This is a genomic window from Syntrophothermus sp. (assembly GCF_013314835.1).
GTDB lineage: Bacteria > Bacillota > Syntrophomonadia > Syntrophomonadales > Syntrophothermaceae > Syntrophothermus > Syntrophothermus lipocalidus.
Genome location: NZ_JABUEX010000026.1, coordinates 20238 through 42307, shown reverse-complemented (window position 1 = coordinate 42307; position 22070 = coordinate 20238). Strand labels below are relative to the sequence as shown.

The window sequence follows — 22070 nt, the reverse complement described above, 5'->3', positions numbered from 1 at the left end:
AACCAAGGACTAATCAGCTTGTATGAGACATATCGGAAACTCTGTAGTGTTTCATGAACCGCCGTATACCGAACGGTACGTACGGTGGTGTGAGAGGACGGGGGTTAGCCGCCCCCTCCTACTCGATTCAGAACGGTGATAAGCTAGTTTGGGGGAGGAATACCGATTGGGGGTAAGAATAGGGATCACTTGCTCTTTTGAGCCGGACGAAAACCGTCATAACCTGAGAAGGGACTACATAGACAAGATACTGAACGCCGGGGGTGTGCCTGTAATCCTGCCGCCGACGAATGACAGAGATGTTATAACGGAATACAAGAAAACTTGTCATGGCTTGCTCCTAGCCGGGGGTGGGGATGTTGATCCAGTTAACTGGGGCGAAGAGCCGCATCCTGATTTAGGAACAGTGGATCCAACAAGAGATGAGTTTGAACTGGCCTTGATGAAGTGCGCTATGGAAGAGGATTTGCCTGTTTTGGGAATATGCCGCGGGGCTCAGGTCATAAACGTAGCTTTTGGAGGGAGTCTGTACCAACATTTGGCGGGAGGGATTTCCCACCAGCAGAAAGCGCCCCCAAGTCACGCTTTTCATGGTATATTGGTAGTAAGGGACACCCGCTTGTATCGCATTTCTGGTAGTGATACTTTAAGGGTGAATAGTTTTCATCACCAAGCAGTGCGAGAAATCGGAGAAAATCTCATCATATCTGCGACTGCTCGTGACGGAGTGATAGAAGCGGTAGAGTCGGTATGCCACCGTTTTATTCTTGGGGTGCAGTGGCATCCGGAGTTGATGACGGATAAAGTCTCGGAAAATCTGTTCAAGGCGTTGGTCGATGCTGGCCGAGAAAGGATTAAGAGTTAAGAATTAAGAATTAAGAATTATAAGGCCGGTTTTTGGGAGCGGGTTTTGGGGCGAACCGGGGAAAGACAGTTTTCAAGTTTTCATAGGATAAAGTATGCGGGAGGTTTGGGATGCTAGCGATACGTGGGGGTAGGGTTTATACGATGTCAGCTGCCGGGGTCCTGAACAATGCGACTGTCTTGATTGACGGAGACCGGATAAAGGCAGTTGGCTTCGACGTGGAGATTCCCGCGGGATGCGAGGTCATAGAGGCGGCTGATAAGCACGTGTGCCCAGGGCTGATCGACGCCCACTGCCACCTGGGATTGGAGGAAGAAGTCTACCGGGTGGAAGGGGATGACCTGAACGAAACCACAGACCCTCTGACTCCGTACCTTATGGCCTTGGACGGCATCAATTTTTGGGATATCGGGTTTACCGATGCGGTTCGTGCCGGAGTGACAACGGTCTTGGTATTGCCGGGAAGTGCCAACGTTATCGGGGGGCAGGCGGCTTTGCTCAAGACTTGGGGCCCCAGACCTTTGGATATGGTTTACCGCAGTTCTTGGGGCTTAAAGGCGGCACTGGGAGAAAACCCCAAAAGAGTCTACGGATCCCAGAACAAGGCCCCGCGTACCCGCATGGCCAGCGCTGCCATGTTAAGGGAAGCGTTCTATGTTGCGGCCAAGTCATTAGATCAGCCTAAGGACTTGAAAGCCAAAGACGAATTCGAGCAAATGCCTTTGGGTAAAGTGTTACAGGGGAAAATGCCTCTTTATATACATGTCCACCGAGCGGATGATATTTTGACTGCTTTGCGTTTGAAGGACGAGTTCGGGATTGATATGGTCATACAGCACGGAACCGAGGCTTTCATGGTAGCTGACGAGCTGGCGGCAAGAGGAGTAAAGGTGGCATTGGGCCCGCTTTTGGTCAATCGGGCGAAAGTGGAGCTGAAGGAGGTTTCGTTCAGAAACGCGCGGCGCCTTCACGAGGCCGGGGTCGAGTTTTGCTTTATTACGGACCACCCGGTAATTCCCATTCAGTATTTGAGCGTTTGCGCGGGACTGGCGGTAAGGGAAGGACTGGATGAAGAGGTTGCGATGGCGGCGATTACTTCTCGGGCAGCTGTCATATTGGGGATGCAAGACGAAATAGGCACGATTGAGGAAGGGAAAAAGGCGGATATTGTGATTTTTTCCCACCATCCACTGGAAATCAAAGCCAGAGCTGAAGCCGTACTGGTGGGTGGGCGGCTGTGGAGGGATACTTGTCATGGATAAAGGGGATCTGTTTACCGTTTACTTAGATGGGGTTCAGATGACCGTGTGTATAGTGAATATTTATAAAGAAGAGCCGTCGGGGCGTGATGTGGCGGTATTGGCGGTTATTGACCAGGATAATCTTATTCACATTCCGGTGTCTGATCTAAAAGCGTTTTTTGCATCTAAACAATGGGCTAACTAGTGCGGATAAGGGGTGAACGGGACCGGTTGCGTTTAGCTAGGTACTTGGCGGCTGCAGGTATAACCTCGCGTCGCAAGGCTGAAACCTTGATTCAAGCGGGAAGGGTTAAGGTCAACGGCCGGGTGGTCAGGGAGTTAGGATTTGTAATAAACGAAGAGAAAGACCAAGTGGAACTGGATGGGTGGCTTTTGCACAGGGAGGAGCCTGTCTACATTTTGCTGAACAAGCCTTCAGGTTATCTATGTACTTTGGCCGATACCCACGGGCGACCCACGGTACTAGACTTATTAAGGGGCGTGACCCAACGGGTGTACCCGGTCGGGAGGTTGGATTATGATACCGAGGGCCTGCTTTTGCTTTCAAATGACGGTGATTTTACCCATTTGATGACGCACCCCCGCTTTGAGATAGAAAAAGTGTACGAAGCTTGGGTTCAGGGGATGGTCAGCCGCAAGGCGATAGAACGGCTTAGAGCAGGGGTAATAATTGACGCGGTTAAGACAGCCCCGGCTAAGGTTAGAGTACTAGCAAAGCGAAAGGATCAGACCTTAATGGAAATAAGGATTCATGAGGGGCGAAAGCGCCAGGTGAAGAAGATGTGCGCTTCCGTAGGACATCCTGTCGTTGCCTTGAAACGGACCAGGTTTGGCGACCTAACCCTAGATGGGTTACGGCCCGGGGAATTTCGCTATTTGACCAAGGATGAGGTGCAATATTTGCAGAATCTAGCAAAAGGACAAATTGGATAGACCGCTTCGAAAACGGAAGGACAAATGGATTTTTTTCTCGAAGTACACTAATTGAACACATATCGGTCAAGTACTTTGTTTTGGAGAAAAACATCAAGGCAGGTGACGAGGGACAGGTGGAGGGTCTGAGAATTAGAGTTCGTTTCGATTACAAGGGGGTACGGGCCGGAAAGCTTTTCGGCGGCAAGAGCGCGGAACAGGTCGCGGAAGAGGTGCGAGAACAGAAGGTAGCTTTTCTGCGTAATGTTCCGTTCCAGGGCATTCATATTGAAGATATTGATTTAAGCCCGGACGTGTATACGGTGATGGATGAGTTTTCTGGGCAAACGGTGGGGTTTGCTCCGGCTAATATAACCTTCTGGGCTGACAGTTTAGACGATGCCCTTCGTTTTATAGTGAAAGAAGAGTTTCGTAAAGTGGAGGTGCTGGAACCGGATCAGGCAGTTTTGACCAGGTATGATATGGAAAGGTTGCTTTTCAAGGCTAATGAGGCACTTAGAGAGTTTAAGGTGTATATGAGGAGAAAGTTAGAGAGAAGCTAGGGGAATGGCGATGACGAACATCACACTGGAACAACTGGTGGCCTCGGTAGATGACATACCGGCCTTACCCAGCGTGACTATCCAGGTTATTAAGCTTACCGAAGATCCCGATTCGACTGCTGAAGACGTCAACCGGGTGATAACCCAGGATCAGGGACTCACCGCCAAGGTTTTGAGGTTGGCCAACTCGGCGTATTACGGGTTTCCACGGAGGATAAGGACTGTAACGGAAGCTACGGTACTCCTCGGTTTCCAAACTATCAAGAGTCTTGCTCTTGCTGCTTCTGTTAGTGAGGTCTTGAATCGGGAAGTGCAAGGCTACGCGCTGCCGGCGGGAGAGCTTTGGCGTCATTCCCAGGCGGTAGCCATTTCTTGCCGGATGATAGCGAGAACCGTAAAGTTCAGGAACCAGGAAGAGGCATATACGGCCGGCTTGCTCCACGATATAGGCAAGGTTATACTTAACCGCCACCTACAGGAGGCGTATCAGGAGGTCATCGACAGTGTCCAAAAGAATGGAACCTCGTTTATAGAAGCGGAGGAGAAGATCCTTGGGTTTAACCACGCCCAGGTCGGCTCTCGGATTGCAGAAAAGTGGAACCTCCCTGACGGATTGGTGGAAGCCATAGCTTGTCATCACTCGCCGGGTGCCGCCCGTATTAATTCTACTTTAACCTCGATTGTTCATTTAGCTGATGCTATGGTCATGATGATGGGGATAGGTTTAGGGGTGGACGGACTCGATTATTCATTTGAGTTCAGTACATTACACGCGCTGGGGCTCTCAGACAAGAGTGTCGAAGAGATGATGGCTAGGCTGAGCGAAATTCTGGCTGACGAAAGCTGCTTTCTTTTGTAAACGAATCCGAATGCAAAACGGGAAGACACAGCCAGGAGATACTCGGATCGAGTATCTCCTGGTATGTCATTTTTATTTATTAGTTAGACTACCGAATAGGTAATGGGTTTTCTCACCGGCTCCGGAATAAGATCTCCGACCTTACCGGAAGCTACACAGACGTGCGTATCGGCAGCGCCGTAGTATACGAGGATTTCGTCTTCGGCACCGAGAACAGGTTTATCCTCTACCGGAACAGCTCCGCAGGTGAAAACGACATTCGGGACCCACGATTCTCCCGGTTTGCCTATTTCATATTCGGTTTCGGGGGAAAGTATAGGGTTGGGTGAACGGTACAGAACCCGCGCGGGGTTGTTGTGATCCACCAGTATTACTCCCAGACGATAAACCCGATTACGATCTACCCCGTGGTAGATCATCAACCATCCGTATCTGGTCTTAATGGGCTGAGTCCCCGCTCCGATCTTCAGAGAGTCCCACATCCGCCCGGAGCGCGGACCGAATATGATGGCATGTTTCTCTTTCGGAACTGGGAAGGCCAGCTCATCCATGTAAGAGACCCATACGCTGGGCTCGATTCGGTGATAAATGACGTACTTGTTATTTATCTTTTCCGGGAATATAATGGCGTCTTTATTCCATATATCTTCGAAAGCCAGGCCAATTCGTTTCCAACGGTCAAAACGGCGGTTCAGAAAGTCGTCCAGGCTGATGGAGGCCGCGGCGATCTGGGCAATCTGGCCGTCATAAGCGGTGTAAACCATGTACAGCTCGTTATCGATGACTACTACCCTCGGGTCTTCACATCCCTTTTTCTCTTTGGCATCAGCCGGGAAGTATACCGGTTCGGGCAGCCTTTCCAGGATGTTATAACCGTCAGATATTGCCAGCCCGATACGCGATACCTCATCATCTCCGTAAGCCCGGTAGAGGATATAGACTTTATCTTTGAGACGGAAGGTACCGGCATTGAGGACGTATTTGCTTTCCCAAGGATGGTCTTTTATGGGAGAAAGGATGGGGTTGCCTTCGTATCTCACCAGGGGCTTGGCTGGAGGATAATCTGCCATTTCCTGTGGTACCACTATTACGTCTTTGGGTATGCCGCCAACCAGTGCTTGTAACAAGTTTTCGCTGGCTTTACCTTCACCGATGAGTTGGACCGTCAGTTGCATGATGTCCTGCACGTCATAGCCGAGTTCACTATAAATATCTTCGAGCAGGTCATGGTTGAACCATTTTTCCTCTACGTGGCTGGAAAGAGGAGTTGGTATCCCTTTGCCTCCTTTATAACTGTAACTGGCCCAGGTCCAGGCAGAGCAGGGAAGGAAAGTACCATCATCAAGAATCTGGCTGAGTCCATAGCTTTCAGCCATCAACTCGAGGGCACGCGCGTTGTCGAGTTGATCTTGGGTACGCAGCTTTTGCGCCAGTTCTCTTAGCATGTTCACCAAAGCCCGATGATGGGAATTCTCGAAAATATTGTGAGCAGAAAAGGCGTCGGTCTGATAGCGACCGATCAAGGAGTTCCGGATTTTCTCACCGAGGTTTTTCTTTTCACGTGCATACGTTTTCCAGAGCAGAGAATAGTTTTGGGCTATCATTATGTGTCGCAATATATGCAGGCAGTATCGCAGCCGCGGAAATTCGCCACCTAGTCCTTTGCTCAAGGGGTTAACAGTTATGCGGGTTGTAATCTTGTTGATATCAGAAATGCTGCCCTGACGAACTGTTCCTCCCAGAACCTTGCTCCCCAGGACAATCGGCTTGATGTCAACCTCAGCCATGTCCTCAGGCGTAATGTTGTCCAGAATCCACAACAAGGCCCGGTCCACGTATTTCCTGTTTTCCATAAGATTGGCCAGGCTGGTAGCATCACGGGCATCCATGTTATCTATGAGCTCGCGGGCTGTCTTGAAGCCGGCAGGAATGATGACGTTGAGCGGCGGAAAACGGAGGAGCATTTCTTTGAAGACATCGGTCTTGATGCTGAACATCTTAGGTATGGGCATCAACCCGAAGATGCCTTGTACCACTGCTTCTGCTCCTTCCTCGGCGTAGAGATCTCCCGGAATCATGCGCTCTAAGACTATTTCTAATTCGTACATAAAATCCCGTAGAGCCCGGACGATGGCACCGGGATCCGCATCTTGTGCGAGCCCTAGGCCGGAAGTGATAAACCGGTTAAAAGCATCCTGGTACTTGTTTTGCAGTCTATTGAACACACCTTCCGTCCAGACGACCCGGCCGCCCCTGCCTTCGATTCGTTTAGGCAAGATGACCGGCATGCCGGGGATAAACTCTAAGTAATAAGTTGGGGTCAGTGGAGGTTTTATCTCTTGGGCTTTTTCCAACCAAGTTTTCGTAAAGTCTTCTTTCAGTTTGCGAAATTCATCGCTTTGCTGGGTTTTCAAGGCGTTAGCTGCCGCTTTCATGAAGGTCGGTAAGCTAACCGGGACCGCGGTCTTACCAAAGGATTCTTCTATTTCTGTTAACTCTGAGACAAAGCAGGCCAGCCTGCCGTCGAAGGCGAAGGTGAGGGCGTTCAAAATGTCATCCCGCTGTATGCCGTTGTCAAACCAGTAATGGATAAGGAAACGGTTGACCAGCTGAGCCCAGATGTTGGCGTTGAAACTGCACACCGGGTCAGTGTGGTTAAAGTCCCTGGTAGGCGTATAAACTATTTTTTCTAAAACGTTGTACACTTCTTGAGACAGAGTTTTTCGGTAAAGAACGTTGTAGTGATTGAAACTGCGCTTGAAAGTCAAAACGAGGTCTCGCAGAGAAAAAGACGCTGCATAAGGAGTGTCGCGATATTCGCACCCGGATATGTCGGGAGTTCGAGCTATGGAACTCGGGCGAGCGGCCCAGTAGTCTTCATCTTTCTTTAAGCAAGTAAAGAGCGAAGCCGCGGTTTCTTTGAAGACGTAGTTAACTTTTTCCAGGGAAGCAGCGGCCAGTTTGGCTCCGAGCTTGACTTCGCAAATTTTCTTATTCCAAATAATAGCTCGGGTGACTAGCCAGGGGTCGATGCCGTAACCCTGGGTGATGTCAGTCCAAAACTTGATTTCTATAGCATAGTTTTCTACTAGATCGTGGGACATGGCGTAGACACCGCTCAAGGGATCTTGAAACCGGTAGCCGTAATAGGTTTCAAGCAAAGGAGCCGCGAAGAGCCCTCCGATGACATCTTCGAAGTGATGCCGTTCGAAATTACCTACGGCCAGATCGTGTTCTTCTCTTATAGGTGTCAGCAAGCGGCGAATCCAGTCGGGTTGAAAACCCCGCAATCCTTCTTGCTTAAGGTCGGCAGCTAGTATGACCAAGTCGGCTGTAAGCAGGTTCGCTATCTCAATTATGGCCCTGATACTTGATCCCCGTCCGTTGATACCGGGTTTCATCAGGAACCCGCAAAAAGGAACGTTCAAGCCTGCCTGGTTGATTACTTCCAGCACTTCAGCTCCAGCCGGATCCCCTACACAGAGGAGAAGGGCAGCCCTAAGAGGCTCGATATCTTGAAGGCCTTTTTGTACCAGGGCCAAGACCTCAGGCAGGACTTCTTTTTCGTTGTAAAAGGGTATACCGATGATGAGGTCGACGTCCTGCATCGTCTGCACTTGTTTTGCTGCTTCTTCTATGCTTTGATCAAATAAGGCTTCCAGAATTGCGCTTTGTTCTGAAGACATTACGATCCTCCCCAAGACGTTTATCTACTTATACTTCATTGTAATGCACTTGTCCTGCCGGGTCACCAGTCTTGGCGCCGATTTTTTTGGCTCGACGGGTAAAGTCGAACCCGGCAATTTCATGTTGCTTTTGCGGGTAATGTATTCTATATTATCGATTAGTATTAGGGATTCGGGAAGGTAGAGGTATTGGGCAATATCACTATATTTGCCGGCGGGTTTGGGAGCGGTAAGAGCGAGACCGCTCTGAATTATGCTCTGAAGCTGGTTCGTAGCTGCGAGCAGGTGGTTTTGGCCGACCTGGACATGGTAAACCCCTACTTCTGCTCGCGGGAATTGGAAAAGGTATTAAGTGTAAACCGGGTGAAGCTGCTGGCTCCTGTGGAGCGGCTTCGTTTCGGGGACGTGCCTCAGGTGCCGCCCGAAATAGTGGGTTACCTCGGGATGGAAAACGAGATGGTGCTGGATGTGGGAGGCGATGAGGTAGGAGCACAGGTCTTGGGATATCTTCGTCCCTATATGCGTGACCGTCCTTACAAGATGTTTTTGGTTGTTAATCCATACCGTTCTTTTGCGAGGGAACTGGGTGCGGTTGCGGAGCTGAAAGATGCTTTGGAGAGGGCTTCGCGGCTGCGGTTTACCGGAATAGTGAGCAACCCTAACCTGGCTGGCGATACCGACGTGGAGATTATTATTTCCGGGCATGAACGGGTACGGGAATATGCCCAGGGGATGAATTTACCAGTAGTTTTCTTGGTAGTAGAGAACTGCTTTTACGAAGCGGTTCGAGTTCGGTTACCGGACACGGAGGTCAAACCCTTAACGCTTTATTTGCGGCCGGAATGGTTATAGCATGAGGAGGAGACAAGTTATGGCCCAGGGGAGAGTTTTGTTTGATGAAGGACGGTGCAAAGCGTGCGAGCTTTGCGTGCACTTTTGTCCTAAAGGTGTCATAGGCATCGACAAGATCAGGATAAACAGTCTGGGGTATCACCCGGCCAGCGCGGTTAACCCGGAAAACTGCAACGGCTGTGCGATCTGCGCCCGCATGTGCCCAGATCTGGTTATCGAAGTGGAAAGGGAGTGATGACATGGCCAAGGTTTTGATGAAAGGCAACGAGGCTTTGGGAGAAGGAGCAGTCATAGCCGGATGCAGGTATTTTTTTGGCTATCCCATTACTCCCCAGAGTGAGGTAGCGGAATACCTGGCTCGTCGGTTGCCCCAAGTGGGCGGGGTTTTCCTGCAGGCTGAAAGCGAGCTGGCAGCTATAAACATGGTCTACGGGGGAGCGGCTGCGGGAGCCCGGGTGATGACAGGATCGTCAGGCCCCGGTATCAGTCTAAAACAAGAGGGCATCTCTTTTATCGCGGAGGCGGAACTGCCTTGCGTGATTGCTAACATATCTCGGGGCGGACCGGGACTCGGGGGAATCCAACCTGCTCAATCCGACTATTTCCAAGCCTGCAAAGGAGGAGGGCACGGGGATTACCATTTAATAGTATTGGCCCCTTCCAGCGTGCAGGACATGATGGATTTCGCTCTTTTGGCTTTTGACTTGGCAGATCGGCACCGGTCACCGGTCATGATCATGAGCGAAGGCATGTTGGGGCAGATGATGGAACCAGTTGAGGTACGTGAACCGGTAGTCGAGCAGTACGCGAAGCACTGGGCTACTACCGGTTGCGCCGGCCGGAGTCCCAACATAGTGAACACCCTGCACCTGCCACCCGATGAGCTGGAAATGCGGAATCTTCACCTGCAGCAAAAATACGCGCGAATACGCGCTGAAGAAAAGAGAGCCGAATCCTTTATGACCGAAGACGCGGAGCTGGTGGTGGTTGCCTTCGGGTTGTTATCGCGGGTGGTCAAGAAGGCGGTCACCGAACTGAGAAGTAAAGGGTTAAAGGTGGGGTTGGTTCGTCCTATTACCCTGTGGCCTTTCCCCGACGATACGATAAAGCAGTGTTTGGATACGGCTAAGATGTTTATGACGGTGGAAATCAACATGGGGCAGATGATCGAAGACGTGCGACTGGCGGTAAACGGTCGAGCCCCCGTGGACTTCTACGGGCGAGTAGGGGTTATTCCTAGTCCTCGGGAAGTAGAGGCAGCGATTATGAACGTGGCAGCAAAGGGGGGGCTTGTATGAAAAAGGTGTTCCAGAAGCCGGAGAGTTTGACCGGCAAGCTCTGGCATTATTGTCCGGGATGTGGTCACGGCATTATCCACAGGCTTATAGCCGAGTCGATGGACGAACTAGGCATTCGAGAAAAGACAGTGGGGGTGTGTCCGGTAGGCTGCGCGGTTTTGGCTTACGATTATTTCAACTGCGACATGTTAGAAGCTGCTCATGGACGAGCCCCGGCGGTAGCCACAGGTCTGAAAAGGGTGCTGAAAGATAGGGTGGTTTTTACGTATCAAGGAGACGGGGATCTGGCTTCTATTGGTATGGCAGAGATAGTGCACGCCGCGTCAAGAGGGGAGCGGATCAGCGTCTTTTTCGTAAACAACACTGTATACGGGATGACCGGGGGGCAGATGGCACCGACTACTCTGTTAGGACAGGTCACCACCACTTCGCCTTACGGGCGTGACAAGGATCGGGAAGGGTATCCGATTAGAATAGCAGAAATACTGGCTCCATTTGAGGGAGCGGCCTACGTCAGCCGTGTGGCTATCAACAATCCCGCCAACGTAGTTCGGGCCAAGCGGGCCATCAAGAAGGCTTTTGAGGTCCAACTGCAAGGAACAGGGTTTTCTCTAGTCGAAATTCTTTCAACCTGTCCCACCAACTGGGGATTGGGAGCGGTTGAGGCCATGAAGTGGCTGGAGGATAACATGATTCCGTACTACCCTTTGGGCGACCTTAAGGTTAAGGAGGGTTAGACGTGGAGAAGCAGGTCTTAGTAGCAGGTTTTGGCGGGCAGGGGGTTCTATTCATAGGCCTATTTCTTACTCACGCGGCGATGCTAGAAGGGATGAACGTGTCCTACGTTCCCTCCTACGGCGCAGAAATGAGGGGTGGTACTGCCAACTGCATAGTGACCATTTCCGACAGCTATATAAGCTCACCGTTAACCGACAGCCCTTTTCATTCGATCATACTGAATCGTCCTTCGCTAGACCGGTTTGAGAACAGTGTGCAACCAGGTGGGGTTTTGGTGGTTAACTCTTCGCTGGTGGACCGAATGCCGGTAAGGCAGGATATTGAAGTGTATTCGCTGCCGCTCAACCAATTGGCAGAGGAACACGGTTTTGCTCGGGGGGCTAACATGATAATCCTGGGGGCTTACATTGCCAGAACCGGAATCGTTAACCTGGATTCAGTCGCCAATAGTTTTGACGCTATTTTCAAGGGCAAACGTAAGCAGGTGATTGAGGAAAACAGGCAGGCCTTTTTGGTAGGAGTAGAGTATGCTCGTAATAACTGGTAACAACCGGCGCCGGCAGGTAACTGAAAATTGTGTGTTTAGGCTTAGCCTCATCGGGGATCGATAACCGGCTTGCTTCGGCAATTTCTTCTTTACCAAAGCTTTTTCGAAAATGGCTTCACAATTATCATCGGAACTGCTTGTGAAGAATACAAGTCAAGAAATTGGTGGGGTTAGGCCGGTCAACCTTTTGTGCTGAATCGTAGCGTAGGCGCAAAAGGTTGATTGTTTATGTGATTGATTTAATTATGTGACTGGAAGGTGAGTGGGACGGTACTATTTTGGGGAGGGGGTACGGCGGGTGGACAAAGAGCGCTTGAGGGTGTTGTTGGAGGAGGTAGCCACGGGTCGGGTCACAGTGGAAGAGGCGTTGTCGCAGTTGAAGCTGCTTCCTTATGAAGACCTAGGGTTTGCCAAGATTGATTATCACCGGGGAGTAAGAGATGTTTTCCCCGAGGTTATATTTTGCCCGGGCAAGACTCCGGAACAGATAGCGGTAATCTTTAACAAACTGGCAGCGCAAGGTACCAACGTACTGGCAACTCGCGCCACGGAAGAGGTTTTTGACGTGGTGAAGAATGAGGTAAGAGATGCGGTCTTCCACCCTGTAGCCCGCCTGATAACAGTCAAAAAAAAGGACTTTCCTAGGGCAGGAAAAGTGGCGGTGGTAACTGCGGGAACTTCTGACCTGCCGGTGGCGGAGGAAGCGGCTATTAGTCTCGAGTTGATGGGAGCGGAGGTAGTTCGCATCTACGATGTGGGAGTGGCCGGGATTCACCGGCTGTTTGACCGCTTGGAGGACATCAACGAAGCCCGGGTTCTTATCGTCGTGGCTGGGATGGAAGGAGCTTTGGCCAGTGTGGTCGGGGGTTTGACCCGGCGGCCGGTGGTGGCAGTTCCTACCAGCGTCGGATACGGTGCCAATTTTGGTGGACTGTCTGCACTTTTATCCATGCTGAACACTTGTGCTACGGGTGTGGGCGTGGTCAATATTGATAACGGCTTCGGAGCTGCAGCTTTAGCTTTCTCCATATTGAAGTCAGCCGAGGACTAGCCAGGGATAATCTTTTGCTTGCAGGCATAACATAAAGCAAAAAGCTGCAAGCGGGAGATGATAGCTTGAAGCAACTCCTGGACAAAGTGGAGAAGTACCTGATCCGGGGGGTTGTCTTAGGGGTAGTAGCCTTGGTGGTGGTCCAGGCCATGATGACCAAGGAGCCCTTGCGTTTTTACCTGAGTCTGGGTGAACGCTTGGAAGGACAAAGCATCGAATACCCTGCGGGTAATGTGAATTCGGAGAAGACCGCAGTGAATAAAAAAAGGGAGGGAGCAGAGGGTTACTCCCCATGGGGTAAACTGACCATTTCGTTAAAAGACTATTCTGCTCTAGCGAAGGCCAAGGTGTTGGTGAATAACGAAGAGGTGGCCAGTTTTTCTTCAAAAACCGTAGAAGTGAGGGTGATGGGCGGGGATGTGGTGGAGATAGATTCGACCTACTATAACTTCCCGGTCACGTTTGAAATCACCGGGGTATCTAAGAATTTGGCTACTCCTTCGCTGCATCAGGTTTTTACTTCTAACCAAGGGATGGTTATGGTCGGCAAAGTGATAGTAAAATAAGGTCATGTGAATATCTTCCCTACGCGTGAAGCAGGATAACAACCATCACAGCAAGAATATGTTGATTTAAACCGAAAGGGGGCCCTGCAACTCGAGGAATTTGTTGCAAAGGGGGAAGAGGATGGTCGAGACTGGTAGTAAGGCAGTGGCAGCCGCAGCGATAAAGATGGCTCTGACTGCGACCCGGAGTGAAGAGATGGAACTCAAAAAGCGACTGTGGGAGGAGAAAAGCATCAGGGCTGTGGCCGTGGACTATGGAGGAGAATTCATATACTCGGTGAGCAAGATAGTAGAAAGAGCAGTGGTAGCGGCTAAAAGAGAAGGAGTAATCAAAGACACTCATCCTGACGAAGGCGCGGTAGCAGGGGCTACGAGAGAGGCTATAAGCCAGATAATTCCCAAGGCCTTGGGCCTGAACGTAGGAGGGAAGATAGGTATTGCCAGGTACCAAGACCATATCAGCGTGGCCATATTCTTGGGTATTGGATTGTTGCATCTGGATGAGGTGGCGATCGGACTGGGCCACCGGGCTGTACCGTGATGGCTTTGCAAAGCAAACCAGGTGGGAAGGGTAGGATGGTGGAATGTTGGTGGTGAGGGGTATAAGAGGAGCTACTACGGTCGAGCGTGACTGTCCCGAGGACATCACGGAAGCCGCTACAGAGCTCTTGCATGAAATTGTCAAACGGAATGAGATTGAGTTAGACGATGTGGTTGCCGTGATTTTTACTGCCACGAAGGATTTGTCCTCAGCTTACCCAGCGGTAGCCGCACGCAAGATGGGTTGGAACCACATCCCTTTGCTGTGTTGTCAGGAAATGGCAGTTGCGGAGGCTTTACCTCGGTGCATCCGGGTGCTGATGCTGGCGAATACGAGACTTGCGATACAGGATGTGAGACACGTGTATCTGCGCGGGGCCAAGTGCCTGCGCACAGACATCAGCGGGTAAAGCCTCAGCCACAGATGAACACTGATGGGCGCAGATTAGCACAGATTTTTGTTTGCTGAACGCAGATTGACGCAGATTTTTAATCGCAGAAGAATATAACTCTGAATTTCTTTATTGAAACAGTCAATAACAGAATCCATGTCCTGCGTGTGGTTTTTTGTAATGAGTACTTGGCCCATGCACTGCATGTGAAAAAGGGGTACTGCACTATTTTTTAGGGCCATAGGGTCAGGGCAAAGCCCTAAAAAGTCATAAATATATTTGTTTTTTATATACGTCTGCGTAAATCAGCGTCTTTTCAATGTGTACAAATCGGTGCGGCGATGACGAAGCAGGGGAAGGGCTTTGCGCACCTGTTCGATGCGGCTGAGATCTAGGTCTGCCCACAGGACGGTTTCTGTGCTACCAGTCGAGGCGAGCACGGATCCCCACGGGTCTACCACCATGGAATGGCCCCAGGCATGGTAGCTAGCGACGGGATTAGTGGCTGGGGCGGCTCCTACCACGAAGACCTGGTTGTCGATGGCTCGGGTTCGGAGCAGGATTTCCCAGTGAGCAGGCCCGGTAGTCGTGTTGAAGGCGGCAGGCACCACGAGCACGTGAACACCGGACAGCGATAGCAGGCGGGTCAGTTCGGGGAAACGGATGTCATAGCAGATAAGTATCCCCAGGGTAGCCGCTGGTGTGGGTATAATGGTCAGATTGTTCCCCGCTTTCAGAGTGTCGGATTCTCGAAAAGAAAGCCCGCTCTCCAGGTCTACATCGAACAAATGGACTTTGCGGTGACGGCCGAGAAACTGCCCATTGGGACCGAAGACCGGACACGAGTTGAAGATGCGACCGCCGGAGTCGATTTCCGGTATAGATCCCCCCACCAGATAGATGTTTTCTTCACGTGCAGTTTTGGACAGCAGTAACGAGGTCTCACCGTTAGGGATTGGCTCGGCATAAGAGGGGAAGGCCGTGCTTTCGTAAGGGCAGTTAAACATCTCCGGTAGTACAACCAGGTTACATCCTTGACGTGATGCTTCGCGGATCATTTCCCGCGCCTTTCTCAGATTGCTCTCCTTGTCGTCAACGACCATCATCTGGCAGATCCCGATTCTTAAGTTAGCCTTCACTTGCATACCCCCGCATTTTCAACTGTTTACCCGTTTTGTCTCCTTGCTATCGGTTCCAAATCATTGCCCATCATGTTGCCGTCCCATACCACAAGTATGGCAATTTGTGACGGTGGTGGTCAACTCCAGGCTGTGTTCGGAATAGTTGCCGGCCCTCGGGTCCAAAGAATCAGGTGGTTGGCCGAGATCACTGGTTGTAAATTGAACCGCTTTCGGCTATAAGTATGGCAGGGAGGTTTTAAACGATGAAGTATGTGAGCACAAGAGGCCAAGCGCAACCCGTAAGTTCAGCTGAGGCTATAAAGTTGGGTATAGCTCCTGACGGCGGATTGTTCGTTCCCGAAGAAGAAGTTCGCCTGAAATCCGACGAACTAGCAGCGATGCGTGGAATGAATTACCAGGAAAGGGCTGTAATGGTTTTAACCAAGTTTTTGACCGATTTCTTGGAGAAAGAGATCAAGGAATACGTCGACGCTGCTTACAGCCCCGAAAGATTCGACCATCCTCATGTCGCTCCAGTGGCCAGGCTCGACAACAGTACCTACATCTTAGAGCTTTGGCATGGCCCGACCTGCGCTTTTAAAGACATGGCCTTGCAGCTTTTGCCACACCTGCTCACTGCCAGTACCCGTAAAACGGGAGAAAAGGCCCACATCGCTGTGTTGGTAGCAACTTCTGGCGATACAGGCAAAGCGGCCTTGGAAGGATTCAAAGACGTGCCAGGGACCAGTATCATCGTTTTTTATCCGGCTCAAGGGGTGAGCCAGGTCCAGGAGCGGCAGATGGTAACCCAGGAAGGGTCCAACGTGCATGTGGTTGCTGTGGAGGGCAACTTCGATGACGCCCAGAACGGGGTCAAAGCCATATTCCAGAACCGGGGTCTGGAGACGGCAATGGCGGCGCGTGGGATAAAATTTTCTTCGGCCAACTCTATTAACTGGGGGCGCCTGGTTCCACAGGTAGTATATTATATTTCTGCTTACCTTGATCTCGTAAGCGCGGACGTCATAGAAGAAGGAATGCCAGTCAACTTCGTGGTTCCCACCGGCAACTTCGGCAACATTTTGGCAGCGTTCTATTCGAAACAGATGGGTTTGCCCATAAACAAGCTGATATGCGCGGCTAATGCCAACAATGTTTTGACCGATTTCATAAATAGCGGAGTTTATGACCGTAACCGGTCTTTCAAAAAGACCATCTCGCCTTCAATGGATATTCTGATATCGAGCAACCTGGAAAGGCTCCTATACGAGATTACAGAACACAATGATCAAAAGGTGCGGGACTGGATGGACAGCCTGCGGGAGCGGGGGAGATATGAAGTGGACTCCTGGGTTCTGGAGAGGATTCAGAATTCTTTCTGGAGCGATTTTGCAACCGATGAAGAAACGAAGGCAACTATCCGCGATACTTACAACACATATGGTTATCTCTTAGACACACATACGGCGGTAGGCAAGAAGGTCTACGACCGGTATGTAAGGGTTACTGGGGACACTACTCCCACCGTTATAGCTTCTACGGCCAGTCCATTCAAGTTTGCCGGAAGCGTAGCTGAAGCTGTCTTCGGCATGGAGATAGCCGCAGAGCATGACGAATTTGGTCTATCACGACTGCTGTCAGAAAAATGTAACCTGTCCATCCCGAAGGGCTTGCAGGGGCTTGAAACCAGACCTATCAGACACTACCGTAAGGTATTGCCCGAAGAGATGGCGAACGTAGTGCTAGATATACTTAGTGGTTAGCGTGCTAACAGGGGACGATTAATCAAAGACCGTCTCCTCTTTGCGTTTTTGGTTTGTTACTAAAAGTTACGAATGAATTGGGCTCCGGCTTCCATTGCTGCGAGGTTGAGGGGCATCATGTTAAGATACTTACCACGAAAGGTTTTAACGAGGTAGTCTTCGCTGGCGGCAAAATCGAGCACTTTACTGATTTCTAGCAAGGCTCCCAGCATAACCATGTTGGCTCCTCGCGGCAGTCCAACCTGGTTGGCGATTTCCTGGGCCGGAATCGAATAAGAGGTTATGTCCTGCCGCTCGGCCGGGCGGTGGGCTAGGGAGGAGTTGATGAGTAGGACTCCCCCGGGCCGTACAACCGGCTCAAACTTGGCGAGAGAAGGCTGATTCATGGCGATTACGATACCAGGATCGGAGATCAGGGGGGAACTGATGTCCCTATCCGAGAGGATGACCAGGCAGTTGGCGGTGCCTCCCCTCATTTCAGCTCCGTAAGACGGGACATAGGTGACTTTCTTCCCTTCCGCGATCCCTCCGTATGCGAGAAAAAGGCCCATCGACAAAACGCCCTGGCCACCAAAGCCGGCAATCAAGAATTCTTTTTTCATCATGATTTCACCTCTTCAGGCACTTTGAACTCTCCCAAGGGGTATACGGGAACCATTTTTTCCTCAACGAACTTTAGGGCCTCCAATGGAGTTAAGCCCCAGTTGGTGGGACAGGCTGAAAGAACTTCAACTAGGCTGAAGCCGAGTCCTGCCATCTGAGTTTCGAAGGCTCGGCGAATAGCCTTTTTAGCCCGGTTGACCTGGACAGGATTATATAAGGCCACCCTTGCAATATATGCTGCTCCTTCGGCTGTTGCTAGCATCTCACAAACCCGGAAAGGAAAGCCTTGCTGTCTGCCTCGCCCTGTGGGTGTGGTCGTGGTTACCTGCCCCATCAACGTGGTGGGGGCCATTTGTCCGCCAGTCATACCATAGAGGGTGTTGTTGATGAAGATAATGGTTATGTTCTCACCGCGTACCGCAGAATGCACCATTTCTGTGGTCCCAATAGCTGCCAGGTCGCCGTCGCCTTGGTAAGTGAACACCAGGCGGTCAGGCAGAACTCGCTTGACCCCGGTAGCTACCGCCGGGGCCCGCCCGTGGGAAGGACCTACGCCGTCGAAGTTGAAGTATTCATAGGAAAAGACGCCGCAACCAACTGACCCTACGCCGACCGTTTTATTCTGCAGTCCCATTTCTTCTATAACTTCGGCCACCAGGCGGTGAGCAATGCCGTGGTTGCAGCCCGGGCAGAAATGCCATGGCTTGTCAAGAAGGGTAGAAGGACGTCGGTAACCTTTCTTAGCCATTTGCCATCACCCCCTGTGCCTTGGCTTTAATATCGGCGTAGATCTCATCGGGGTTGGGCACCCGGCCGATGCGGTTAAACAGGTGCACCGGAACCCGTTTGCCCAAAGCCAGGCGGACATCCTCTATCATCTGCCCCATGCTTATTTCGGCTGCTATCACCACGCGTGCGTTAGCTGCTGCCTCTTCCAGGGCCGTGTCCGGGAAAGGCCACAAGGTTAGTGGACGGAACAGCCCGACTTTGAGACCATCGTCTCTGGCCATTTCCACGGCAGCCTTTGCCACCCGGCTCATAATCCCGTAGGCAACGACCAGAATCTCGGCATCTTCGGTAAGGTATTTAATGCTGCGTTTTTCTTTTTGCTCGATTTCCCTGTATTTGGCAAACAACCGGTTGCAGTGAGCTTCCAGTTTATCTGCCGGAAGATACAGGGTATGGACTATGTTGGGTTCACGTCCTTCCATACCAGTGGTGGCCCAGGGCCGGTTAGGAGGCGGGAGTTCGGCTTCAGGCATGAGGACAGGCTCCATCATTTGGCCCATCATGGCGTCGCCGAAAACGACCACTGGAGTACGGTAGGTTTCGGCCAATTCGAAAGCCAGGATGGTGTGGTCAATGAGTTCTTGAACCGATGAGGGGGCGAGAACGATCAGCCGGTAATCCCCATGGCCTCCGCCCTTAACCGATTGGAAATAATCGGCTTGCGAGGGATGGATGCCGCCCAGGCCGGGGGCCCCCCGCATGATGTTGACAATGACGACTGAAAAAATTGCCTTGAAAAGAAATGTTCCTAAAAGCACATGCAAACTTGACGGAAGATAACAAATGAGGTTGAATAAGTGAAGAAAGCCGGCTGAAGTCGCGGCTCGTGACCAGGCTTGGGGCGAGCATCCTATCTGGCCTGGTTTTTTTGCGCGGAAGCGGTCAATCTCAGCGGAGGAATCAAGATGGACACCGTAATCCCTTTTTTGGCTACAGAAAAGAATGAAATCTTAGAAATAGTCCGGTTGTCCCTCGTGGTATCAGGTTCCGCTACCATTCTAGGGTCATTAGCAGGGATACCCCTGGGAACTTGGCTGGGAATGAGAAATTTTAAGGGGAAACAGGTCTTCTTACGTGTTATTTATACCCTGATGGCGTTGCCTCCAGTGCTGGCAGGGCTGCTGATATATATCTTGCTGTCTCGAAGCGGTCCTTTGGGGAGTTTGGGGCTTCTCTTTACACCCTGGGCTATGATCAGCGCCCAGTTTGTGCTCGTACTTCCTATAGTTACAGGGCTTACTGCAGCAGCGATAGCTGGTCGAGAGCGGCTCATATTTGAAACTGCACTCAGTTTGGGGGCCAGCCGGTGGCAAGGTAATTGGGCGGTAGTGCAGGAGGCCCGAACCGGCATAATAGCGGCGGTGATGACCGGATTCGGAAGGGCCTTGGCCGAGGTGGGTGCGGTTATGCTGGTGGGGGGGAACATAAGGCACCAGACAAGGGTATTGACAACCGCCATAATGTTAGAAACGCGCCAGGGTAACTTTGACCTGGCAGTGGCCCTGGGCTTGATATTATTAATTGTTTCTTTTTTGGTAAGTTCGGTGGCTTTGCTCAAAACTGACGAATTCAGCTCCGGTTGAATCGGGTTGTTGCTGTACTCGAGATGGGGTGGTTGGTTTAGGCGCGAGGATTGATACCATTGCAAGCAGGCGGGCAAAGGTATTTGTTACTATAACTTCGGACTCCTTTATTAGGGAGATGTATGGGCGGTTTTGAAACAACATAGTCTGTTTTAAGCGGAATTCAGGGGTGAAAAGATGAAACTGTTCGAGCTGGCCGGAGTTACCAAACAATTCGGAAGCCGCACCGTTCTCGACATTTCCGAGCTCACACTGTACCCGGACAGGATTTACGCGATTTTGGGACCTAACGGTGCCGGCAAGACCACGCTTTTGCGCGTTCTCAACCTCCTATTGCCTCCTGATTCGGGTAAGATAAGATTTATGGAAGTTGATGTCGACCACTCGGAGAGGACCAGACTGGCGTTATCTCGGGAAATGTGTATGGTTTTCCAAAGGCCTTACATGTTCCGTACCAACGTGTTTGAGAATGTTGCTTACGGGTTAAGGTTGAGAAATATCGCGGGCAGGGAATTGAGGGATAAAGTCACCGAAGCTTTACGCTTTGTAGGTATGCTCGATTTCGCCCGCCGCCCGGCTCACAAACTATCGAGCGGCGAAGCGCAACGGGTTGCCCTAGCCAGAGCCTTGGCCTTACGTCCCCGCGTGTTACTCTTGGACGAGCCTACGGCCAACCTCGATCCGGCGAGTGTCCAGGCTTTGGAGAACATAATAAAGGGCTGCCGCGAGGAATACAGAGCTACAGTGATAATGGTTACGCACAACCTGTTTCAGGCCAAGAGACTTGCCCAGGAGGTAGTGCTTCTGCACGAAGGCAGGATAATAGAGCACCAAGACACGGTAGGATTTTTCAATAGTCCCAAAGATATTAAAACAGTTCAATTTTTGAACGGTACCATGGTTTATTAAGAATGATCAAGCGAGGAAGGATTTTGTCAAGTTATAGAGAAACATATGTACAGGGACGAACAAAATAAATTAACAACTGTTCTCCGAGCTCTCGCGACCTAAGGCGGAAGCTATGGTCCCTGAGCCGATAGGGTATGAGGGGAAACGCTCATGCCTCCCGTTTGGAAAGGAGGGCTGCTTATGCGGGTGCGATCGCGACCAGGCTAGGCTTTCCTTGGGCCTGGCTTTTTTTGTCGCTGGATTTGGGATTGGACCAGCGACAGGACAAGCCTTTTAATGGCAAAACAGGGGTTAAGAAAGAAAGAAAGAGAAGGAGTGAGAAAATGGTGGTTGAAGTAAGACGAGCCCGAAATTTGACTTTGATAGCTTTGGTTATTATTGTATTAGGGACAATATGGTTTCTGGTTAGCGGTTCGCCCCAAGAAAAGAGTCTGACATTGGCCACTACTACCAGTACTCAAGATTCAGGGTTGCTCGATGTGTTGGTTCCCGCTTTTGAAAAAGAAACTGGCATAAAGGTAAGAGTAATAGCAGTAGGAAGCGGTCAGGCGATGGAGTTAGGGAAACGAGGTGACGCCGACGTGCTACTGGTGCACTCGCCTCAAGCTGAGCAGGAGTTTGTTGATGGAGGGTACGGCGTGGACCGGAAGCCGGTCATGCACAACGTATTTTTGATCGTGGGGCCGAAGAGCGACCCGGCTGGGGTAAAAGGGAGTAAAGACGCTTCAAAGGCTTTCCGAACCATAGCAGAGAGTAAGGCCAAGTTCATTTCGCGCGGTGATGATTCCGGAACCCACAAAAAAGAGCTGGGATTGTGGGAAAAGGCGGGAGTGAAACCCCAAGGGGACTGGTACGTGGAGTCAGGACAGGGTATGGGCGATACCCTATTGATGGCTAGTGAGCTGGGAGCTTACACCCTGACCGACGAAGCCACATACCTCAGTATGGCTCCAAAACTGCAGCTGGAAGTAATGGTGCAAGGGGATAAGGCCTTGTCTAATCCTTATTCCGTGATAGCCGTGAATCCAGAGAAGCACAAGAATGTTCACTACAAAGCTGCCACGCAATTCATAAAATTTGTTACTGGAGAAAAAGGACAATCTGTGATAGCTTCCTTTGGCCGCGATAAGTTCGGCAAATCGCTCTTTATCCCCGATGCCAAATAGTTACA

Annotated in this window: 24 protein-coding genes and 1 riboswitch; of the genes, 19 read left to right on the top strand and 5 right to left on the bottom strand. The window is 51.0% G+C overall.

Annotated elements, in window-relative coordinates:
• Positions 1–166 precede the first annotated feature (166 nt).
• The 6 genes from HPY90_RS09370 to HPY90_RS09345 all read left to right on the top strand — a co-directional run bounded on the left by HPY90_RS09370 (position 167) and on the right by HPY90_RS09345 (position 4461).
• Positions 167–865 carry a gamma-glutamyl-gamma-aminobutyrate hydrolase family protein gene (locus tag HPY90_RS09370; protein WP_287193901.1) on the top strand — a complete coding sequence of 233 codons (699 nt, stop codon included), beginning with the start codon at positions 167–169 and terminating at the stop codon, positions 863–865.
• Between the two features lie 110 nt (positions 866–975).
• Positions 976–2127 carry an amidohydrolase gene (locus HPY90_RS09365; protein ID WP_013175937.1) on the top strand — a complete coding sequence of 384 codons (1152 nt, stop codon included), beginning with the start codon at positions 976–978 and terminating at the stop codon, positions 2125–2127.
• Complete coding sequence (locus tag HPY90_RS09360; RefSeq protein WP_013175936.1) at positions 2120–2311, top strand: hypothetical protein; 192 nt, start codon at positions 2120–2122, stop codon at positions 2309–2311. The genes HPY90_RS09365 and HPY90_RS09360 overlap by 8 nt, the downstream gene beginning before the upstream one ends.
• 26 nt (positions 2312–2337) lie before the next feature.
• Positions 2338–3060 carry a pseudouridine synthase gene (locus tag HPY90_RS09355; RefSeq protein ID WP_287193897.1) on the top strand — a complete coding sequence of 241 codons (723 nt, stop codon included), beginning with the start codon at positions 2338–2340 and terminating at the stop codon, positions 3058–3060.
• Between the two features lie 116 nt (positions 3061–3176).
• Entirely contained in the window at positions 3177–3602 is a 426-nt protein-coding gene (locus HPY90_RS09350; RefSeq protein ID WP_242649094.1) for a hypothetical protein, read from the top strand.
• Positions 3603–3612: 10 nt separating this feature from the next.
• On the top strand, positions 3613–4461 hold the full coding sequence (locus tag HPY90_RS09345; RefSeq protein ID WP_041432950.1) for an HDOD domain-containing protein: 849 nt from the start codon (positions 3613–3615) through the stop codon (positions 4459–4461).
• 83 nt (positions 4462–4544) lie between these two features.
• Here HPY90_RS09345 and HPY90_RS09340 read toward each other — a convergent pair whose 3' ends face one another.
• Positions 4545–8147 (bottom strand): glycoside hydrolase family 130 protein, encoded by a 3603-nt coding sequence (locus HPY90_RS09340; protein WP_287193893.1) that lies wholly within the window; start codon positions 8145–8147, stop codon positions 4545–4547.
• Between the two features lie 189 nt (positions 8148–8336).
• Here HPY90_RS09340 and HPY90_RS09335 point away from each other — a divergent pair, with 189 nt between their 5' ends.
• The 9 genes from HPY90_RS09335 (at position 8337) to aroH (ending at position 14149) form a co-directional block, all read left to right on the top strand.
• A complete protein-coding gene (locus HPY90_RS09335; RefSeq protein ID WP_287193891.1) occupies positions 8337–8999 on the top strand; it encodes a hypothetical protein in 663 nt (220 codons plus the stop codon).
• Between the two features lie 19 nt (positions 9000–9018).
• Entirely contained in the window at positions 9019–9234 is a 216-nt protein-coding gene (locus HPY90_RS09330) for a 4Fe-4S binding protein (RefSeq protein ID WP_013175930.1), read from the top strand.
• Between the two features lie 4 nt (positions 9235–9238).
• Positions 9239–10297: a 3-methyl-2-oxobutanoate dehydrogenase subunit VorB gene (locus HPY90_RS09325; RefSeq protein ID WP_287193889.1), complete on the top strand. Its 1059-nt coding sequence runs from the start codon at positions 9239–9241 to the stop codon at positions 10295–10297.
• Entirely contained in the window at positions 10294–11034 is a 741-nt protein-coding gene (locus HPY90_RS09320; protein ID WP_013175928.1) for a thiamine pyrophosphate-dependent enzyme, read from the top strand. The genes HPY90_RS09325 and HPY90_RS09320 overlap by 4 nt, the downstream gene beginning before the upstream one ends.
• Positions 11035–11036: 2 nt before the next feature.
• Positions 11037–11582 (top strand): 2-oxoacid:ferredoxin oxidoreductase subunit gamma family protein, encoded by a 546-nt coding sequence (locus HPY90_RS09315; RefSeq protein ID WP_287193885.1) that lies wholly within the window; start codon positions 11037–11039, stop codon positions 11580–11582.
• Between the two features lie 298 nt (positions 11583–11880).
• On the top strand, positions 11881–12633 hold the full coding sequence (larB, locus tag HPY90_RS09310; RefSeq protein WP_013175926.1) for a nickel pincer cofactor biosynthesis protein LarB: 753 nt from the start codon (positions 11881–11883) through the stop codon (positions 12631–12633).
• A 65-nt stretch (positions 12634–12698) separates the two neighbouring features.
• The gene (locus HPY90_RS09305; protein WP_273698694.1) at positions 12699–13199 is read left to right on the top strand and encodes a hypothetical protein; all 501 of its coding nucleotides are present in this window, start codon (positions 12699–12701) and stop codon (positions 13197–13199) included.
• A gap of 121 nt (positions 13200–13320) precedes the next feature.
• Positions 13321–13740 (top strand): HutP family protein, encoded by a 420-nt coding sequence (locus HPY90_RS09300; protein WP_013175924.1) that lies wholly within the window; start codon positions 13321–13323, stop codon positions 13738–13740.
• A 43-nt stretch (positions 13741–13783) separates the two neighbouring features.
• Positions 13784–14149, top strand: a complete 366-nt coding sequence (aroH, locus tag HPY90_RS09295; protein ID WP_013175923.1) for a chorismate mutase — start codon at positions 13784–13786, stop codon at positions 14147–14149.
• 287 nt (positions 14150–14436) lie between these two features.
• Here aroH and HPY90_RS09290 read toward each other — a convergent pair whose 3' ends face one another.
• Positions 14437–15270, bottom strand: coding sequence for a carbon-nitrogen hydrolase family protein (locus HPY90_RS09290; protein WP_273698696.1), 834 nt, complete (start codon positions 15268–15270; stop codon positions 14437–14439).
• 245 nt (positions 15271–15515) lie between these two features.
• Here HPY90_RS09290 and thrC point away from each other — a divergent pair, with 245 nt between their 5' ends.
• Complete coding sequence (gene thrC, locus HPY90_RS09285) at positions 15516–17015, top strand: threonine synthase (RefSeq protein ID WP_287193879.1); 1500 nt, start codon at positions 15516–15518, stop codon at positions 17013–17015.
• 59 nt (positions 17016–17074) lie between these two features.
• On the opposite strand, the gene HPY90_RS09280 is transcribed toward thrC, so the two are convergent.
• The 3 genes from HPY90_RS09280 to HPY90_RS09270 are packed head-to-tail and all read right to left on the bottom strand — an operon-like array spanning position 17075 to position 19165.
• A complete protein-coding gene (locus tag HPY90_RS09280) occupies positions 17075–17620 on the bottom strand; it encodes a 2-oxoacid:ferredoxin oxidoreductase subunit gamma family protein (protein ID WP_287193877.1) in 546 nt (181 codons plus the stop codon).
• Complete coding sequence (locus HPY90_RS09275) at positions 17617–18366, bottom strand: thiamine pyrophosphate-dependent enzyme (RefSeq protein WP_287193875.1); 750 nt, start codon at positions 18364–18366, stop codon at positions 17617–17619. Before HPY90_RS09275 ends, HPY90_RS09280 begins: the two co-directional genes overlap by 4 nt.
• Positions 18359–19165 (bottom strand): transketolase C-terminal domain-containing protein, encoded by an 807-nt coding sequence (locus HPY90_RS09270; RefSeq protein ID WP_287193873.1) that lies wholly within the window; start codon positions 19163–19165, stop codon positions 18359–18361. Before HPY90_RS09270 ends, HPY90_RS09275 begins: the two co-directional genes overlap by 8 nt.
• A 147-nt stretch (positions 19166–19312) precedes the next feature.
• Between HPY90_RS09270 and HPY90_RS09265 the strand changes: the two genes are divergently transcribed.
• From HPY90_RS09265 to HPY90_RS09255, 3 genes are all read left to right on the top strand, one after another.
• A complete protein-coding gene (locus tag HPY90_RS09265) occupies positions 19313–19990 on the top strand; it encodes an ABC transporter permease (protein WP_013175918.1) in 678 nt (225 codons plus the stop codon).
• Positions 19991–20167: 177 nt separating this feature from the next.
• Positions 20168–20899, top strand: a complete 732-nt coding sequence (locus HPY90_RS09260) for an ABC transporter ATP-binding protein (protein WP_273698698.1) — start codon at positions 20168–20170, stop codon at positions 20897–20899.
• A gap of 69 nt (positions 20900–20968) precedes the next feature.
• A riboswitch (molybdenum cofactor riboswitch) is annotated at positions 20969–21087 on the top strand.
• Between the two features lie 135 nt (positions 21088–21222).
• Complete coding sequence (locus tag HPY90_RS09255) at positions 21223–22065, top strand: ABC transporter substrate-binding protein (protein ID WP_287193870.1); 843 nt, start codon at positions 21223–21225, stop codon at positions 22063–22065.
• Positions 22066–22070: the final 5 nt, after the last annotated feature.

What these genes read in the sequence shown, in the direction of transcription:
- HPY90_RS09365 (WP_013175937.1), top strand. Translation starts at nt 976, where the DNA reads ATGCTAGCGATACGTGGGGGTAGGGTTTATACGATGTCAGCTGCCGGG.
- HPY90_RS09360 (WP_013175936.1), top strand. Translation starts at nt 2,120, where the DNA reads ATGGATAAAGGGGATCTGTTTACCGTTTACTTAGATGGGGTTCAGATG.
- HPY90_RS09345 (WP_041432950.1), top strand. Translation starts at nt 3,613, where the DNA reads ATGACGAACATCACACTGGAACAACTGGTGGCCTCGGTAGATGACATA.
- HPY90_RS09340 (WP_287193893.1), bottom strand. Translation starts at nt 8,147, where the DNA reads ATGTCTTCAGAACAAAGCGCAATTCTGGAAGCCTTATTTGATCAAAGC.
- HPY90_RS09330 (WP_013175930.1), top strand. Translation starts at nt 9,019, where the DNA reads ATGGCCCAGGGGAGAGTTTTGTTTGATGAAGGACGGTGCAAAGCGTGC.
- HPY90_RS09325 (WP_287193889.1), top strand. Translation starts at nt 9,239, where the DNA reads ATGGCCAAGGTTTTGATGAAAGGCAACGAGGCTTTGGGAGAAGGAGCA.
- HPY90_RS09320 (WP_013175928.1), top strand. Translation starts at nt 10,294, where the DNA reads ATGAAAAAGGTGTTCCAGAAGCCGGAGAGTTTGACCGGCAAGCTCTGG.
- HPY90_RS09300 (WP_013175924.1), top strand. Translation starts at nt 13,321, where the DNA reads ATGGTCGAGACTGGTAGTAAGGCAGTGGCAGCCGCAGCGATAAAGATG.
- aroH (WP_013175923.1), top strand. Translation starts at nt 13,784, where the DNA reads ATGTTGGTGGTGAGGGGTATAAGAGGAGCTACTACGGTCGAGCGTGAC.
- thrC (WP_287193879.1), top strand. Translation starts at nt 15,516, where the DNA reads ATGAAGTATGTGAGCACAAGAGGCCAAGCGCAACCCGTAAGTTCAGCT.
- HPY90_RS09280 (WP_287193877.1), bottom strand. Translation starts at nt 17,620, where the DNA reads ATGATGAAAAAAGAATTCTTGATTGCCGGCTTTGGTGGCCAGGGCGTT.
- HPY90_RS09275 (WP_287193875.1), bottom strand. Translation starts at nt 18,366, where the DNA reads ATGGCTAAGAAAGGTTACCGACGTCCTTCTACCCTTCTTGACAAGCCA.
- HPY90_RS09265 (WP_013175918.1), top strand. Translation starts at nt 19,313, where the DNA reads ATGGACACCGTAATCCCTTTTTTGGCTACAGAAAAGAATGAAATCTTA.
- HPY90_RS09260 (WP_273698698.1), top strand. Translation starts at nt 20,168, where the DNA reads ATGAAACTGTTCGAGCTGGCCGGAGTTACCAAACAATTCGGAAGCCGC.
- HPY90_RS09255 (WP_287193870.1), top strand. Translation starts at nt 21,223, where the DNA reads ATGGTGGTTGAAGTAAGACGAGCCCGAAATTTGACTTTGATAGCTTTG.